17 protein-coding genes are annotated in these 16407 nt (G+C 63.1%); 1 reads left to right on the top strand and 16 read right to left on the bottom strand.

Going from position 1 to position 16407, the window contains the following annotated elements; translation table 11 throughout:
- Positions 1-33: 33 nt before the first annotated feature.
- The gene (locus tag KF708_00820; protein ID MBX3411228.1) at positions 34-1551 is read right to left on the bottom strand and encodes a class I SAM-dependent methyltransferase; all 1518 of its coding nucleotides are present in this window, start codon (positions 1549-1551) and stop codon (positions 34-36) included.
- A 316-nt stretch (positions 1552-1867) separates the two neighbouring features.
- Between KF708_00820 and KF708_00815 the strand changes: the two genes are divergently transcribed.
- Positions 1868-3421 carry a type VI secretion system contractile sheath large subunit gene (locus tag KF708_00815; protein MBX3411227.1) on the top strand — a complete coding sequence of 518 codons (1554 nt, stop codon included), beginning with the start codon at positions 1868-1870 and terminating at the stop codon, positions 3419-3421.
- A 41-nt stretch (positions 3422-3462) separates the two neighbouring features.
- Here the strand turns inward: KF708_00815 and KF708_00810 are convergent, their stop codons facing one another.
- From KF708_00810 to tssE, 15 genes are all read right to left on the bottom strand, one after another.
- The gene (locus tag KF708_00810) at positions 3463-3933 is read right to left on the bottom strand and encodes a hypothetical protein (GenBank protein MBX3411226.1); all 471 of its coding nucleotides are present in this window, start codon (positions 3931-3933) and stop codon (positions 3463-3465) included.
- Complete coding sequence (locus KF708_00805; GenBank protein MBX3411225.1) at positions 3930-4310, bottom strand: hypothetical protein; 381 nt, start codon at positions 4308-4310, stop codon at positions 3930-3932. Before KF708_00805 ends, KF708_00810 begins: the two co-directional genes overlap by 4 nt.
- 4 nt (positions 4311-4314) lie before the next feature.
- A complete protein-coding gene (locus KF708_00800) occupies positions 4315-4845 on the bottom strand; it encodes a DUF4123 domain-containing protein (GenBank protein MBX3411224.1) in 531 nt (176 codons plus the stop codon).
- Between the two features lie 43 nt (positions 4846-4888).
- Positions 4889-5257, bottom strand: a complete 369-nt coding sequence (locus KF708_00795; GenBank protein ID MBX3411223.1) for a PAAR domain-containing protein — start codon at positions 5255-5257, stop codon at positions 4889-4891.
- A 74-nt stretch (positions 5258-5331) separates the two neighbouring features.
- The gene (locus KF708_00790; protein MBX3411222.1) at positions 5332-5772 is read right to left on the bottom strand and encodes a hypothetical protein; all 441 of its coding nucleotides are present in this window, start codon (positions 5770-5772) and stop codon (positions 5332-5334) included.
- Positions 5773-5787: 15 nt separating this feature from the next.
- Complete coding sequence (locus KF708_00785) at positions 5788-6795, bottom strand: hypothetical protein (GenBank protein MBX3411221.1); 1008 nt, start codon at positions 6793-6795, stop codon at positions 5788-5790.
- Positions 6796-6797: 2 nt separating this feature from the next.
- Positions 6798-7172, bottom strand: a complete 375-nt coding sequence (locus tag KF708_00780) for a hypothetical protein (protein ID MBX3411220.1) — start codon at positions 7170-7172, stop codon at positions 6798-6800.
- 32 nt (positions 7173-7204) lie between these two features.
- Positions 7205-7708: a DUF4123 domain-containing protein gene (locus KF708_00775; protein MBX3411219.1), complete on the bottom strand. Its 504-nt coding sequence runs from the start codon at positions 7706-7708 to the stop codon at positions 7205-7207.
- Between the two features lie 40 nt (positions 7709-7748).
- Positions 7749-8096 carry a PAAR domain-containing protein gene (locus KF708_00770; protein ID MBX3411218.1) on the bottom strand — a complete coding sequence of 116 codons (348 nt, stop codon included), beginning with the start codon at positions 8094-8096 and terminating at the stop codon, positions 7749-7751.
- Positions 8097-8130: 34 nt separating this feature from the next.
- Entirely contained in the window at positions 8131-9201 is a 1071-nt protein-coding gene (locus tag KF708_00765) for an FHA domain-containing protein (GenBank protein ID MBX3411217.1), read from the bottom strand.
- A gap of 147 nt (positions 9202-9348) precedes the next feature.
- A complete protein-coding gene (locus tag KF708_00760) occupies positions 9349-9843 on the bottom strand; it encodes a type VI secretion system tube protein Hcp (GenBank protein ID MBX3411216.1) in 495 nt (164 codons plus the stop codon).
- A gap of 316 nt (positions 9844-10159) precedes the next feature.
- Complete coding sequence (gene tssH, locus KF708_00755; GenBank protein MBX3411215.1) at positions 10160-12934, bottom strand: type VI secretion system ATPase TssH; 2775 nt, start codon at positions 12932-12934, stop codon at positions 10160-10162.
- A gap of 60 nt (positions 12935-12994) precedes the next feature.
- Complete coding sequence (tssG, locus tag KF708_00750) at positions 12995-14107, bottom strand: type VI secretion system baseplate subunit TssG (protein MBX3411214.1); 1113 nt, start codon at positions 14105-14107, stop codon at positions 12995-12997.
- On the bottom strand, positions 14071-15909 hold the full coding sequence (gene tssF / locus KF708_00745; GenBank protein MBX3411213.1) for a type VI secretion system baseplate subunit TssF: 1839 nt from the start codon (positions 15907-15909) through the stop codon (positions 14071-14073). The genes tssG and tssF overlap by 37 nt, the downstream gene beginning before the upstream one ends.
- The gene (gene tssE, locus KF708_00740; protein ID MBX3411212.1) at positions 15906-16400 is read right to left on the bottom strand and encodes a type VI secretion system baseplate subunit TssE; all 495 of its coding nucleotides are present in this window, start codon (positions 16398-16400) and stop codon (positions 15906-15908) included. Before tssE ends, tssF begins: the two co-directional genes overlap by 4 nt.
- Between the last annotated feature and the right edge of the window lie 7 nt (positions 16401-16407).

The raw sequence follows: 16407 nt of genomic DNA, 5'->3' as shown, positions 1-16407 counted from the left end.
CGAGCCAAGAGCTGTCGACGCGCTCGTGCCGCGTCACCCGGCCGAGACTTCGCTGCCGGGAAGCAGAAACCCCCGTTCGACCAGGGCCCAGAGGACCGGCGCCGCACGCTGCAACGATTCGGCAGGCGCAAGGGACATCGCCCGGGCCCCTTCGGTCACGATCTCGCCCACGGGGCGATTTCCACGACAGGCGCTCAGCACGCCCAGCACGAAGGCGTCTACCTCGCCCGCGTAGGCGATTCCCCCATCGATGCGGAGCCGGGCGCGCAACACGTCCCACGGTTGTTGCTGTCCCGGCTGACACTCCTGGTCGAGACGCACGCGAGGAGATAAATGCAGCGGCTCGCGCAGCAGCTCGCCCGGATTGGCAAAACGCTGCAGGAAGTCCTGGCGTCGAAACCTGGCTTCGACATCCTCGCCGCACGGCCCGACGAACTGCGCCGGCGCATCGTCGAAACGGATCCAGTTTCCGCCGCCGCTGCGACGCCGCACGATCATGATGCCGTAGCTGATGGCCTCGACGCCGGCGCGATCGTAATAGTCGAGCCAACTTTGAAACCGCGAGCCGGCATCTTCCGCGGCATCCCCCTCGGTGTGCGAGAGCCACAGCGCCGCATACTTGGCCGTGTCCGAAGTCTCGGAACGCAGGACCCACGCGTCGCACTCCGAGCCACGAAACCAACCGGTCAGTCGTTGCCGCCAATCTTCGCCCCGCGGGTGTACCCAATTGCAGAGCAGCAGGCAGTAGCCACCCTCGTTCAGATGACGCGGTACTTCTCCGACGATGCGGTGACACAACTCGTCTCCCACCTCGCCCCCGTCGCGAAAGATGAATCGGTTCTCGGGCGAGATCACGAAGGGAGGATTCGAAACGATCAAGTCGAACCGCTCGTCTCCGACCGGCTCGAAGAGGCTGCCCACTCGCGCGATCACGTGCTCGTAGCCGTTGAACAGGGCGTTGAACGCGGCGTAGTTCACCGCTCGGGTGTTGAGATCGGTGGCCCAGGTTCGTTCGCTGTGGCCGGCCGCGACGAGGGCCAACACGCCGCAGCCCGTGCCGAGGTCGAGTGACTGTCGCCAGTCGCGGCGCGGCATCAATTGGGCCAGGGTGTTCGTGCTCGTGCCCGCCCCCATGACATACTCGGGATCGACGGGCGAGCCACTCGGGCGCGCTGCGTCGCAGACGAGCAACAGCTCGTGATAGGGCATGATCCGCACGGCCGCAGACACGGTTTTCTCTTGCCGCGCAAGCAAACCAAGCTGTTGCCACGATTCAAGCGAGACGGTGGGAATCGTCTTCTCCAGCCGATCGACTGCGACCGGCACGCCCACGACGAAAAGCCGTACCAGCAGATCGAGAGCCGAGCCTTCCGCCGTGCGATGCAGCACCACGGCCGCTTCGAGGGGCGTGAAGGCAGTCATTGCCCGCTTACCCAGCCGTTCGAGCACCGTCTCGCCCCGAAAGTCCGCCTCGCGGAACGCCTCGCGCACGCGACGCACCTGATCGGGCAAGTCGATTCGCAACGGTCGATTCGGCAACTGTTCATTCACGGCAAGTCCTCACTGAATCCGTTATTTTTGGACAAATGATGATGACCGCAAGACGTGGTCCCTGCCACCACTATTAGAATATGTCGACACAAATCGAAACTTGCAGACATCCAGTCAATAGTTCGTCGACTCTCCCCTTCGCGCTCTTCGCGCCTTCGCGGGAAAAAAAGATTACCGCAAAGGCGCAAAGAGCGCGAAGGGAAAGTGCGGTGAAGTCATGTTTGACGGCCTGTTGCTTGCTGCCACAACCCTGGAGCGATACGATCCGGTCGTATTTTGGCGGTGAACCAATTCATAGTTCTTATCGCGGTGACTCATGAGTGCCAAGTTTTCGTTTGGCAAGATCGGTGTCGATCTGGCGGCGTCGTTCGAGGAAGGCGCCGAGCCCGCCCCCGCACCGCGACCGCAAAGCTCGCGTCCGTTTCGCATGCTCGTGATCGGCGATTTCAGTGGTCGAGCGAATCGCGGCGTCAAGGAAAGCGGCACGGAGATTGCCAAGCGCAAGCCGATCGCCATCGATCGCGACAATTTTGATGAGGTGCTGGCCCGGCTGGCGCCGCAACTCGATCTGGAGCTCGTCTCCGACGAAGGCGCGGCGAGTGTCCATCTTGAGTTCGCCGATCTCGACGATTTTCATCCCGATCGCCTGGTGCCGAAGGCAGAGATCTTCGCGAGGTTGCGCCAGCTACGCCGGCGGCTGCAGGATCCGAAGACGTTCGCTGAAGCCGCAGGCGAACTGCGTCCTGCCAAAGCTGCCTCTCCGTCGACCGCGCGGCCGGCAGACTCCCCCGCTCCGGCCCCGGACAAGAGGACGACTTCGTCGAGCTTGGGAGACAATCTGCTCGGCTCGCTACTCGAGGCCACCGAGCAGGCTGCCAATACTCCTAGCGCTGCGGCACCCAAGGCGTCGGGCCCTTGGGACGCGCTGATTCGTAGTATCGCGGCCCCCTATGCACTGGCCAAGCCCGACCCCGAGTTGAAAGAACTCCTCGGCATCGTCGATGCCGCGACGAGCGAAACGCTGCGGAGATTGCTCCATGCACCGACGTTTCAAGCACTCGAAGCGGCCTGGCGAGCCTTGTTCCTGCTGGTACGACGGCTCGATACCGACGCGCAGTTGCAGCTTTACGTACTCGACCTGTCGCGCGCCGAGATCGCCGCTGATCTGGCCGCACAGGACGACCTCAGCCACTCGGGCTTGTATCGCCTGCTCGTCGAACAAACGATCAACACGCCGGGCGTGCAACCCTGGGCAGCACTCGTCGGCAATTTCACGTTCGACCACACGGTCGAAGACGCGGAACTGCTCGGCCGCCTCGCACAGATCGCCGCAGCAGCCGGCGCGCCGTTTCTCGCCGCTGGACACTCGCGCCTCGTCGGCTGCGAATCATTCGCCGACACGCCCGACCCCGCCGATTGGAAAAAGACCACCGGCGAAGCCGCCGAGGCCTGGCAGGCCTTGCGTGCCATGCCGGCAGCGAAACGAGTCTCGCTCGCCATGCCGCGTTTTTTAGTACGAGTGCCCTACGGCCCGCGCACCAGTCCGATCCAGCCGTTCGCGTTCGAAGAAATCGCAGGCCGCCCGGCACACGAAGACCTGCTCTGGGCAAACTCGGCTTTCCTGTGCGCGTTGGCGCTAGGCGAAGCCTTCGCCCGCGACGGCTGGAATATGCGGCCGGAGCAGGGAAGAGAAATCGGCGACCTGCCGCTCTACACGTACAAAGAGGATGGCGAGACGGTGGTTTATCCGTGCGCGGAAGCGTTGCTGAGCGATCGCGCGGCAGATCGCCTCGGCGAGGCGGGCGTTTCCAGCGTGCAATCGATTCGGGGGCGAGACGCCGTGCTCATGCGTCACCTGCGACTAGGGTAAGGGATGATCGCCGCCAGTTGTTTCTCGAACTCGGCCTGGCCTCAGCGCAAGATGCTGAGGGGGTTGCCACGCTGCTTGTAGAGATCATCCTTCTTGATGAATTCGACGTTCGAATCCGTGCCATCCAACTGTGAAAACAGGCCCTTGCCTTCATAGACGGCGAAATGCACGTTCGGAAATCCCCAGGAAGCGACATCGCCGGGCTGAAGGGACGAATTGAGCGGTATTTGAGCCCGCTCCAGCGTGCCGGTGCGCAGCCCCGGCCAGTCGAAGCATGCGCGTCCGGGCGATAAAGTCCACACGCTCCCCTTCATCGAATCGGGGCGTGCCAATTCCTTGAACGTGTTCGGTTTCTTCTTGGGAACCTCTTGATAGTCTTTGAAGAACTCGTCCGACGATACGAAGCACTTCTGCTTGGCGTCGTCCGGCTTGTTCTTGTTCGAGAACTTCTCTTTGACGTTCTTCTGCAGGTTGCCCTTGAGAAGCTTGGTTCCTCCCTGACCGTCGCTCATGGCGCACCCCCTTTCGTAGCGCCGTGCTGCTGGTAGTAGCTTTCAGCGCGCAGGAGCAATTCGTCTGCCTTTTCCGCCGGGGAGCGAGAATCATCGCGCAGCAATCTCGCTGCCCACAGATGGCGGCGATCCTGCTCGAAATCGTCCCCGAGCAAGAAACAAGTATCGATATAGCTCACCGCCTGCTGCTGCGTTTCCAGGCCATGTTGCTTGGCGCGCCGGCGAGCGCGTTCGATGCGGGGGCGTAGTTCATCATCGCTGAGCCCTTCGACGATCTCCGGCAAGTCTTCGCGCAAATGGGCCATGACGCGCTCGTCGAAAAGCTCGCGCACGACCTGGGACATCGCCTGCATGTGCTCGGGACGGAGTCGAAACATGTTGCTATCTCGAAAGCGATTGTGCGGGACGAGCAGTCGCCGCGGCGCGGTGGATCGATTGCCACTGGCCACCACCGTTCACGATGAGCCGCGAGATCGGTCCAAAGAACCGTGCGGCTTCCTCCGCCGTGCAGACTGAGAGAAAACGTGGTAGCACGCGCGGATCGTAAAAGCGGAAGTAGACCCTCTTTCCTTCCGGATCCTCGACCGTAAGAAAGCGGCGAAAATGCTGCCGCAACTCGTGCAAGTCCACGGTGGCCTCGGCGAAGAATCCCCACGGACGTTCGGCCAGACACTCGAGGATCCACGCCAGCAGCTCACCATCAACCTGGACCAGGTAGGGGGCGATCGACCATAGCTCTTCGTCGGCCGTGCCACGGTACAGGCTCACGGCACGACCTTCGAGCGACCACATCCGTGGCGGCACCGTCGGCTCGTCGCAGGCATCGATCACCGCGTAGAGCGATTCCGACGCAGCAGCGAGCATCTGCGACAAATGTTCGACCGTCATCGGAACGGTGAGGATCGCGCTCATGAATCAAACTGTGTTTTAGCCCGTGACTTTCGGTTCCTGCGTATCAAGCGCACACGCCCGCCCCAGACTGCTTGGCTTGGGCCATGCAATCGCACTTCGGAGAGCCAGCTCCGCCCATGCCGACCTCGCCAATGATGACCGTGGGAAATCCCATCACCAGCACTCCGCCATGCACGGTCATGTCCCCGATGCGCGCCGCCATCAAGCCACCGATTAACACCGTGGGGGATCCCTTGGCGATCATGTCGGGCGGCCCCACGCAGACGCACATGTCGGTCACGCGCGCCGCCGGCATGCCGCCAATGAGCACCGTCGGGCAGCCAGGTGGCAAGACCGGGCCACCGATGTGCGGCACCAGGCCCGTCACCATCGGGCAGACGTGCATGTCGCCAACGCGCGAAGCAGGGGGCATGGATACTCCTGATTCGTTGAGATGCTCTAGAAACAGACAGCCAACTAGACTGCGGTGAGTGGCCCGACGGCTGTTTACTCCAAATCAGGCAGAGACTCCAGGACGTACGGCACATCAATTTTTGCAATTCTACCCGGTGTCCAGAAGAGCGAATTGCGATTCGCGCGCAGTCCGTTCTTCCAGGTAAAGAGGACGCCATCGTGACTGGAATTCAGCAAGGCCAGACTGCGTTCCTGCTCCACCAGTCGAATGCTGCCGAAGACGACAAACTCCATGCCCGTATCCCTCTTCTCGAACTTATCGACAGTAAACAGGAGGGAAACCGTGGGGGCAAACTGGTAGCAGTCTTCCACCATCGCACGCGTTACGGGATGAACGGGGCCGGCCGAGACGACAACTCCTCGCCCGACTTTGTTTTGGGCCGCGCTTACGAGCCCATTCTCGTTGGCGATCGCCAGCAGTACCTGCTCTGGCGTACGAGTCGAAGCGAGATAGAGGGTGAAATCCAACGACATCGGTCAGCCTGCCATTTAAGGAAAAAACTGAGTTACTTTCCCACCCCGCACGATCTTGATCTCTTGAAGATCGGCAATCGGCCAATCGGAAAACTGCTTCTCCAGTGCCGCCATATCGCCCCCCCAGTCATCGAGATTGAGGACGATTCGGTCCGCTTGGCCCTTGGCCACTTTGCCCTCGACTTCGCTCCAAATACCTCGCGGAGACTTAGTGGCCCCCGGCGAATACGCATCGAAATACTCTCCTTCGATGCGATAGTCGGGGCGACTGCCGTTGGGCTTCGCGGGTGGGTTCTGTTCAATATTGTAGCCCTCATCGGCCAAGGCGTTGGCAGCCTCGTTTTCGCGCTGCAGCGATCGCTGCGTCGCGGCGTCTCCCTCGACTTTCGTCGGTCTCCCACTCGGCTTGCCGCCCTGGGCGCCGCTCGGCTGCACCGTATTGTTCGATGCGTTCGCATTCGAATCATTGCTGTTGTTCTCATCATCATCGTTGCCATTGCCACCTCCGCCCGTGGTCATCATGACGGCGGTTCCCGCGCCGGCGCCGGCACCGACGATGCTCGCGCCTCCTTGCAACGGCACCGTGGCAGACGTGCTGACGACGACGGGCACGACCTGGCCATCGGGCGTCGCCAGCAGCTTGATCCCAGGAATGTTCAAGGGCTTGGGTGGAATACGGGGGCCAAACCGGCCTACCAATCCCCCCAGCATGCCGCCCGCGATTTCGCTCTTTTGATTGCCATCGTATTGATCCCAGTTCGCAGCGATTTGCGAGAGACCGTACGCTCCGTAGGCAGCCAGTCCCACGGTCAACGTGATGGCAAGCCAGGCAGGCGCCGCCGCGATTGCCGCGACGGCGACCAGGCTGATAACTGCTCCTTCGGCGAACCCCTTGAGGAAACAACCCAGGCAGAAGTCGTCGGTCTTCGCCGTGTCACTATAGCCGTCCATGCTGTCGGCAAGACCATCGTGGAGGCTGCCAACATCGTCAACCGATACGCTACCTTGCAGCATTTTTCCCATAGTTAGCCATCCCGGTCTGGCTGACGCTCGGCGTAGACACTGCACGAAGTCGCCACGAGCAGATTCGACTTGTCGGTAGGAGACAAGTTGGTGCTGGCCAATACCTCCTTTGCCCACGCACAGTCGGGATGCGATTCGAAGTTTTCTCCCAGGAGGAACGAAGTGTAGATGTAGCCAATGGCCTGTCGTTGCGTTTCCAGCCCGTGCTGTCTGGCACGGCGGGCCGCGCGACTGACGCGTGCCAACAACTCCGTCTCGCTGAGATGCGCCGTCTCTCGTGGCGGTATATGCTGGCGCACATCGGACGCCGCGCGCGTTTCAAAGGCTTTTTGTGCTTCAACTTTCAGCGCGGCGGATTGCTGTTCGCTGAGTTCCATCGTGGCACACCCCCTGCCTTCTGAGCATCTGCTCATCTGGATGCCGAATCCCACGCCAACGATTCCAACGTTCCGTCTCGACGCGTCACGTAGAACTGGTCGATCGGACCGAAGAACTTTGCTGCCTCACTGGCCGGACAGGTAGGCAAGAACATCGGCAGGACACGTGGGTCGTAAAACCGAAAGAACATCTCACTTCCTTGCGCGTTCTTGACCAAGACATACCGTCGCAGATGCTGTCGGACTTCGCTGAATGTCGAGGACGAAGCCAGTAAGATTCCCCAGGGGGCTAGCCACAGATTCTCGTATACCCAATCAAACAAGGCCGGAGTCGCGTAAGCTAAATAGGGAGCCTCGTGACCGAAATTGATCTCGGCATCGCCCTGATAGAGGCAGCTTACGCTCGGCGTCAATGGCCGCAACATGCTGGGCACGCGTGGCTCATCACAAGCATCGAGCACGGCGAGCATGCCCGACTCGGCCTGCGTGCATTTCACACGGAGCTCGTCCATCGAAATATCGCGTCGTACGAGCATGCACCACTCCCATCGCTGGTCATACTGCGGTTACCGCCGGCTAGCAAAGCTCCTTAAATGGCACCCCGGCCTTCTTTGCCTGGCTCATGCCGCTGCCGACCTCGCCAATGATGACCGTGGGAAATCCCATCACCAGCACTCCGCCATGCACGGTCATGTCCCCGATGCGGGCGGCCATGAGTCCGCCGATCAAGACCGTGGGGGATCCCTTGGCGATCATGTCCGGCGGCCCCACGCAGACGCACATGTCGGTCACGCGCGCCGCCGGCATGCCGCCAATGAGCACCGTCGGGCAGCCAGGTGGCAAGACCGGGCCACCGATGTGCGGCACCAGGCCCGTCACCATCGGGCAGACGTGCATGTCGCCAACGCGCGAAGCAGGGGGCATCGAGTGTTCCCTTGCGAAATAGCTCGAACGTTCTCTATTCGTCCGCCTTGGGTTCATTCTGCGGCGCCGGCGGTTCCACGAGCTCGAAGCCCAGGGCGTCGACGCGTCCGGCGAAATCTGGGGTGGCAAACAGTTGCCAGCCCTGTCCACCGGGTCCTTCCAGCAGCACGGCTTCAAAACCTTCGATCAAATACTGCACGTTGGCCGCCGGCGTGTGCGTCAGCACCAGACGCATCACGTCGGGCCACCAGAACGAGAGCGCCGTTTCGTCTTTCTGTTCGATTCCCGTCGTGGGATTGAATCGCGCCGCGCGTCGCAGACGCAGCACGGCTTCCGCGGGGTCCATGCCCGTCAGAAAACAAACCAAACCATCCTTGCCCCAGGCGCCGGCGACGACGGCCGGCAGCTCCTGCGTTTCGCCCGGTCGCAGCACGACGGGCGAAATCATCGGCTGCGACAGCTCGGGCAGCCACTCGAGCAGGTACAGCGGCGCCGCGACGTCCGATGGCAACGTCACATCGACTTTGCGCACATCGAGCACCGCGTACAACGCCGCGGCACGTCCCAAGCGGCGCACCACGCGGACGGGATCCTCGGCCGGATCGACTCCCGCCAACAGCGACAGGCCCGATCCGCAACTCTGTGCCGTGTAGGGGATACGTTGATGGTCGGCTGCCGCCGGCGCTGGCCTGGAAGGCGGACTCGTCACACGCACCGGCGTGGCAGGCCGGACCGGCGCTACCTCGACTTTGGCGCCCGCGTGCCGGATCGTCGGCTGCGACGCGACGACTTCTTCACCGGGACGCACGCCATCGATCCTCACGCGGAGGACGGAATGCCCCGCGGTGATCTCGTCGCCGTCGCTGAGCGCAGCCGACTGCACCGACTGGCCGTTGACGTACGTGCCGCGTTCGCTGCGCAAATCCGAAAGCTGGCAACCGTTGCGATCAACGCGTACGGCAAAGTGCAGCGCCGACATCTCGGGATCATCGGCCACGGCGAAATCAGCGTCTTCGGTATTGCCGACTTGCAGGGTCTGGCCCGTTTGCAGCCAGGTCTTGCGCCCCGCATAGGGCCCTGTAATGAGCTCGAGGATGACACGCATGGCCGAGATTCAACCGCACACCGAACGAAACTGCAATCCAACCGGCTCGCTCCTGGACAATGGCAACAACGACAGGGACCGGCGCTGGCCACGCCGGTCCCTGGTTGCCGTAACACCTGCCAGGCAGGTTGCCCCGCCTGAATTGGCCTACGAGGCCTTGTTGCCGACGAGGTCCCACCCGGCCTTGACGTCGCCTTGCGGCTTGCCCGTCTTGTGATCGGTGGCCGTGTAGATCCATTCGATCTTGCCGTAGTTGAAGGCGCCCGATTCGACCGGCAGCGATTCGCCCTTCGAGCTGGCGGCCGGGCTGACATGGCTCACCACGACGTCGTACATCTTGAACTCGAGGTACTTCTGCTTCTCGCCGGTATTGCGGTGGATCGAGACCGTGGCCTCGGGGATATGCTCACCCTTGCAGCAGGCGGCGAAGAGCTTCGGGGTAGCCTTGTCCACGCTCTTCACAAAGGTGAAGTCCGAGTGGTTGCAGCGTTCGGCCGTGCGGGCACCGCCGCTGCTGGAGACCGCCGTCATCGGCTGGCTCACGCCGACCGAGAACGATTCCAACTCGATCCAATCCTTGTGCTTGTCGTCGGTGCTTTCGCCGGGGATCGTCGAGATCTTCAAGAAAATGTCACTCGCCATGTCAGTCACTCCTTGCGTTGGGGTCGATTTACCACACTTGATTCGGAACGTTGTTTTTCTGGGCCGCGGGGTGACCGAGGCGTTGGCTCGCCTGGGCCGTTGCCCCCGTAGGACTCACTCGCTCGCACTGGGCCCCGCACACCAAGAGTTGTCGTGAGGGCCTGGAAAAAGTTGCGTCCCTTTTCGAAAAACTTTTTCGTCCCTCGAGGGGTTCCCAAGACGCCCCCCGACCAACCGCCAGGCCCCTTGTGAGCAGGGGTGCAGACACGATCCACAAGCCATTTATCAGATACAACTTACAGCGAAAACCCTGGCTTTAGGCAATGCGATAATCGAACGCGCCGTCTGCAGTGACGCCAATGAACACCTCGCTAATCGGCTCCCCTTCGCCCAGGCGAGAAAGAAACTCGGCCGACAACTCCGGCAACATGGTGCGCGTCAGAATGTGGTCGACGTTGCGGGCACCGCTGTCGACCTCGTGGCACCGCGAGGCCACGCTGGCCACCAGCTCGGGGGCGTAGCTGAACTTCGCCCGATAGTGCTCCTGAATGCGCCGCCCGATCCGCTCCAACTGCAGCTCGACGATGCTGCGCATCACGTCGTCGGTCAGGGCGAAGTAGGGCACCACGGTGACGCGCCCCAAGAAGGCCGGCTTGAACCACTTGAGCAGGTCGGGACGCAAAGCCTCGGCGAGCCCTTCCGGATCGGGGCGTGTTTCGGGATCGGCGCAAAGCTTCATGATCGTGTCGGTGCCGGCATTCGAGGTCATTAGAATGACCGTGTTCTTGAAGTCGATGTCGCGTCCTTCACCGTCGCGCAACATGCCTTTGTCGAACACCTGGTAGAAGATGTCCTGCACGCCGGGGTGCGCCTTCTCCATCTCGTCGAGCAACACGACACTGTAGGGCCGACGCCGGACGGCCTCGGTCAACACGCCCCCTTCGCCGTAACCGACGTAGCCCGGCGGCGAGCCCATGAGGAGCGACACCTTATGCTCCTCTTTAAACTCCGACATGTTGATCACGGTCATGTTCTGATCGCCACCGTAGAGCAATTCGGCCAAGGTCATGGCGGTTTCCGTCTTGCCCACGCCGCTGGGTCCGACCAGCATGAAGACGCCGATCGGACGGCGCGGATCGGTCAGGTTCGCCCGGGCCGTGCGAATCCGCTGGGCGATCGCATCCAGGGCATGCGACTGGCCGATGATGCGATCCTCCATCCGCTGCTGCAGCGCGAGCACCGTGTTGATCTCGTCGGTCATCATGCGGCCGACCGGAATGCCCGTCCAGGCCGAGACGGTCTCGGCAATGGCCTGTCCGTCGACGCAGACCTGCATGAGCGGCGTCTCCCCCTGCAGCTCGCGCAGCTTCGTCGAGAGCGTTTCCAGCTCGCCTTGCAGTTCGAGGCGTTCCTCTTCGGTCAGCGGCGGGGCGGCCTCCGTCGAGGCGGCGGGTTCGGTCTGGCCGGCCGCCGGAGCAGCCTCCCCAGCGGGGGACGCTGTGGCGGGCTTGGCACGCGCACCAGACTTCGGCTTGACCGTGCGGGGCACGCTCGCCTCGAGCCGCTCGCGAATCTGCCGGATCGACTTGACCAACTCGGACTCTTCGCGCCAGCGCTCCTCGAGCGTCGCAAGTTCCGTTTCGGCTGCTTCGCGCGCCTGCTTCAACTCCGCCAGACGCTCGTCGTGCTTGCCCCCCGTCACCTGCTCGCGCTCGAGAATCTCGATCGCCACGTGCAACTGCTCGATGCGGCGGCGGCAATCCTCGACGGCAGGCGGTATCGCCGAATGGCCGATCGCGACTCGCGCACAGGTCGTATCGAGCAGACTCACGGCCTTGTCGGGAAGCTGGCGTCCCGAGATGTAGCGGTGCGACAAGCGCACGGCGTCTTGCACCGCCTCGTCGAGAATGCGGACGTTGTGATGCCCCTCGAGCGTGGCGGTCAGGCCGTGCAACATCTGCACGGCCGAATCCTCGGCAGGTTCTTCGACCTTCACGACCTGGAAGCGCCGCGCGAGTGCGGCATCTTTTTCAAAATATTTCTTGTATTCGGCCCAGGTCGTGGCCGCGATGGTGCGCAGCTCGCCGCGGGCCAGCGCCGGCTTGAGCAGGTTCGCGGCATCCCCCTGCCCCGCCTGACCACCGGCGCCGATCATCGTGTGAGCTTCGTCGATGAAGATGATGATCGGCTGCGGCGAGGCCTTCACCTCGTCGATGACCGACTTGAGCCGGTTCTCGAATTCCCCCTTCATGCCGGCCCCGGCCTGCAACAGCCCCAAGTCGAGCGTACGCAGCGCCACGTTCTGCAGCGGCGGCGGGACATCGCCCGCTGCAATCCGCAGGGCAAAGCCTTCGACGACGGCCGTCTTGCCCACCCCCGCCTCGCCGGTGAGGATCGGATTGTTCTGCCGCCGTCGCGTGAGAATATCGACCAGTTGCCGGACTTCGCTATCGCGTCCCAGCACGGGATCGATCTTGCCGGCCCGCGCCCGGGCCGTCAGGTCGATCGTGAATTGATCGAGCGCGGGAGTCTTCGACGGTCCTCCCGGACCGACCGGCCGCCCCGGTTCGCCCGGCGCCGCGGCCGCCGGCTCGTAGGCGGCCTCTCCCTCCGCCTCGGAGGTCGAGCTGGTGACGTCGCGCAGATCGCGGCGCAACGTCTCGGGCGAGATCTTCTTGAACTCGGCCGACGCCTCGGCCGCCAGCAGCGACAACGAGTCGTCGCTGAGCAAGGCACACAAGAGATGCCCCGAGCGGATGCGCGGGGCACTGCAATCGACCGACGCGATGAGCCACGCATCGCGCGCCAGATCGACCACGTGGGGCGCAAGGGCCGGCGGGCGCGAATTGCCCGTCTTCAAACGGTCGATGGCCTTCGTCAGATCGCTCGTCAGGCGCGAGGCGTCAATCTCGAAGTAACGCAACAGCGCGGCGAGGTCCGTGCCGGGCATTTCGATCAGCTTGAGCAGCCAGTGCTCGATCTCGACGTTGTAGTTCGTGCGCGAGAGGCACAACCCGGCCGCGGCTTCGAGCGAGCGACGGCAGGTATCGTTGAGCCGGCCGACGAGCGATTTCAGATTGACTGCAACCATCAGTTTTCCTCGGGCAGGTGGCCGGCCGTTGCGCCGGATGTGGAAAGGTCGTCGCCGGGCTCAAGCGCCGGGCAAGGTGAAGACCGCATCGTCCGCGTCGTGATCGAACTCGCGTGAATGAATCCAGGTATTCCAACCGAGACGTGGCGCTTGCGCCGGATCGGTCGTGAGCTGGCACCACGGCACTTCGGCCGCCTGCAAGACCGGCTGCACGTCGAACGCGAACTCCGGCCCCACATACAACCGCGTCATCTCCGTCACCGCGCGCAACTGGTCGCCCGTCGGAGTAAACCGCTGAAACTGTTTATACGAGAGGGGGCCGATTCGCAAGCGAAACTTGCCCTGCACGTCCCAGACGCGCTCGCCGATGACGAGGTCGACCCCCAGGCGGCAATTGAGCCCCCGCGGATGCTCATACGAGGGAAGCTCCGAACGATCTTGCGGGCCCAAGTAAAGCCACTGTCCCTGGAACTGGCGCACCTCGACCGGCAACTCGAAGTAATCGCACAACAGGCGCTCGAGCGATTGCGCGCAGCGTCCGTCGTGCGCAAAGTGACCGCCGTAATACAACACGGCCTCGTCGTCGATCGACAGGCGCCCGCGCAGATGACCAGTGCCCAGGCCGAGGATCGAGTAGAGGGCCTGCGTGAAGAGATCTTCCCGATCGCTGTTCGCCGCCAGGCGGTGGCGCTCGTACGCCACCGGAAAGCGATATTTCTCCCAGGCGCGATAGAAATGCGAGATCGCGCGGTGATTGAACAGATCGAGAAAGTCGCGCAGCGCGTAGTCGCGCTCGCGAATGCGTCCCAGCAACAGGCGCGAGTAATGCGTGGGCAACACGCCACTGGGGCCGGTAAGCCCGAAACAGGCCACGGTCATCGACAACGGCGGATCGAGCTGTTCGTCGGGGGGCCCCCCCGTTTCCGTCCGCTCGACGCCGCGGATCGAACCGGCCGGAAAGCTGAGCGACGCCATCGCGCGAAAGCGCACGATCTCGCGCAGCGGCGGACGATCGTACCCCACGGCATGCCGCCGCGCGCCCGGCTCCTGCGGCGCGCGCCGCTGATACCAGCGCTCGAGCAGGCGCACAGCCTGAAAGAAGTCGAAGCGATAGGCTTCCTTCTGCAGGCGATCGACTACAGCAGGACCTTTTCGCCTGCTCGTGCGGGCCATCGTCGCAATACCCCTTCGCGTTGCTTGGTCGTGGCGACCAGCCGAGTGAATGAATTGATCGAGCAGTAGAGCCCCAGAAAGACCTCGAGCACGCTGGCAAACAGATACAACCCGTGGTCGCTATAGGCCGCCTCGTCGAAGCGCAGCGTCACCTCCACCCCACGGCAGAAACCACCCGCCACGGCGCCCCCCGCGCGCCCCACCACGCGACGGCTGCTGAGCGACAGGATGCCGTCGATGCGGGCCTGCGTCTCGGCCGAATCGTGAAAATTGTACAGCTTCAGTATCTCGCGGAGCGCGTCGACGCCCGCCCCCTCGCCTTCGAGCGACAGGTGATTGAGCGACAAGTGGGAAATCAAGCGCCACATGGCGCCATGCTTAAGGCTCGGACGCAGCGCCCGCGTGGGAGGCGTCAGGCAGGCGATTCGCGAGAGGGGCGCCCCGCCGCCGATCGACAGCCGCGGCTGATCGCCACCGAAGGGCAAGCGGCTCGGCAGATCGCGGTTCGTGCAGGTGGTCTCGACGTCGAGCGTCCAATCCCCCGGCACCGCGGGATCGAATCCCAGGTCGACCAGCGTGAGAAACATTTCCGTGCCGGGATCGACCTGCCCTTCCGCTCGATTCGCCGGGCGGCGCGTCGCAAACCAGAACGTACGCTCGCCACGCGCGGCGCTAGCGTGCTTGAACGAATAGAAGGGCTGAAAGGCAATCTGCTCGCCGTCGTGCGACGTGGCCGAGACACGATCGATCGTATAGATCTCGTGCGCCAGCGGCCGCCGGGCATCGGGCACGACGTGATACTCGAACTCGGTGTGCGAGAGCTGGATCGGCTCCGCACGCTGCTTGAACAGGTTCACGATCGGCGTGCAACCCAGGCGGAAGGTGTCTTCCGACAAATGATGCTCGAGATCGGCCGACGTGCGATTGAGATAGACGAAGATCTCCATCCGGTCGGCCAGCGCTCCGCGGACGCGGGCATCGAGCCCGGTCAGATCGAAGAAGAGAAACTTCTCCGGAAAGGCGAAATATTCCGTCAGCAGGCGATACCCCAGGAACGAACGCGCGGGATAGGGCAACATGCCTTCGTCGCGGGCAAAGCCGACGGGCTGAAGGCACTGCCGATCGAGCACGATGGGACGGCGCTCGGTGGCGCTACCCGCCACGGCCACCTCGAGCACGTTGTTCATCAACAACTCGTACAAGGCGAGCACGTGCTGCGATTGACCGTGCAGGTAGAACCGCAAGCGATTCAACTCCAGATCGCGGAATCCGATCGAGTTGTTGAGGCACTGCAACGACAACTGCACCACGCCCAGCGCCCGGGTCGACAGTGGCGTGGCCGGCGCCTGGAAGGGTCGCCCGTGCAGTCCGGCCGACGCGAGTTCGATGGGCCACAGCTCGACGGGATACGCCGTCTGAAACCGGCAGGGCTCGCCGTCGATCGCCTCGCTCTCGACCGTCGTGTGTCGCGGAATACGGTAGCCTGTCGTCAGTTCCCCCTGGGCGCGATCGAGCACGCATTGCACGATCGCCATCGACGGCACCGGCACCTGGTAGTGCGGATAGAGCACTCCCAGCATCGCATCGGTGATCTCGGGGAAGTCGTCTTCGAGCTTGTGTCGCGTGCGGGCGTTGAGATAGGCGAAGGCCTCGATCAAGCGCGAGACGTGCGGATCCTCGCTCCCCTCGGCCGTCATGCGCAGGCGGCCGGCGATCTTGGGATTCGCCTCGGCGAACTCCGCCCCCAGCCGGCGGATGAACGCCAGCTCTTTCTGATAGTACGGCAACAGTTCGTCGCTCATCGGCCGCCCCCCTTCACTTCGTAGGTGCCGCTGATCGGCTCGAGGGACGAATCGAACACCACTGGCTCCGGCGCCGGCTCGGCGTGCAACAGCGCATTGATGCGAAAGCGAAGCGTATGATCGGTCGGCTCGGAGTTGTCCAGCATCTCGACCTGCACCACCTTGAAACGGGGCTCGAACACGCGGATGACTTTTTCGACCGTGCGGCGAAACTCCTCGCGCTGCCGCTTGCGGCTGAGGGTCGTGCCGGTGAAATCGGGAATGCCGTAGTTCACCAACGACGTTTCCAGTTCGGTGAAGACCGGCGGCCACTCGAGACAGCGACGCCGGGTATTCAGCAAGCTTTCCAGATCGCGTCGCACCGATTGCTTCAACTCGCGCAAGACCTGCGCCCGCGAGTTCGGCGCGTCGCGCTGGTTGCCAGGATCGTGATCGATCAGACGATCGAGCACCGAGGGCATCAGAGGCTGGTCTTCGCGAATCTTGGCCATCGCACGC

This window comes from Pirellulales bacterium, assembly GCA_019636335.1.
Lineage (GTDB): Bacteria > Planctomycetota > Planctomycetia > Pirellulales > JAEUIK01 > JAHBXR01.
The sequence above is the reverse complement of the archived record's forward strand: the minus strand, read 5'-3'. Positions and strand labels throughout refer to the sequence as shown.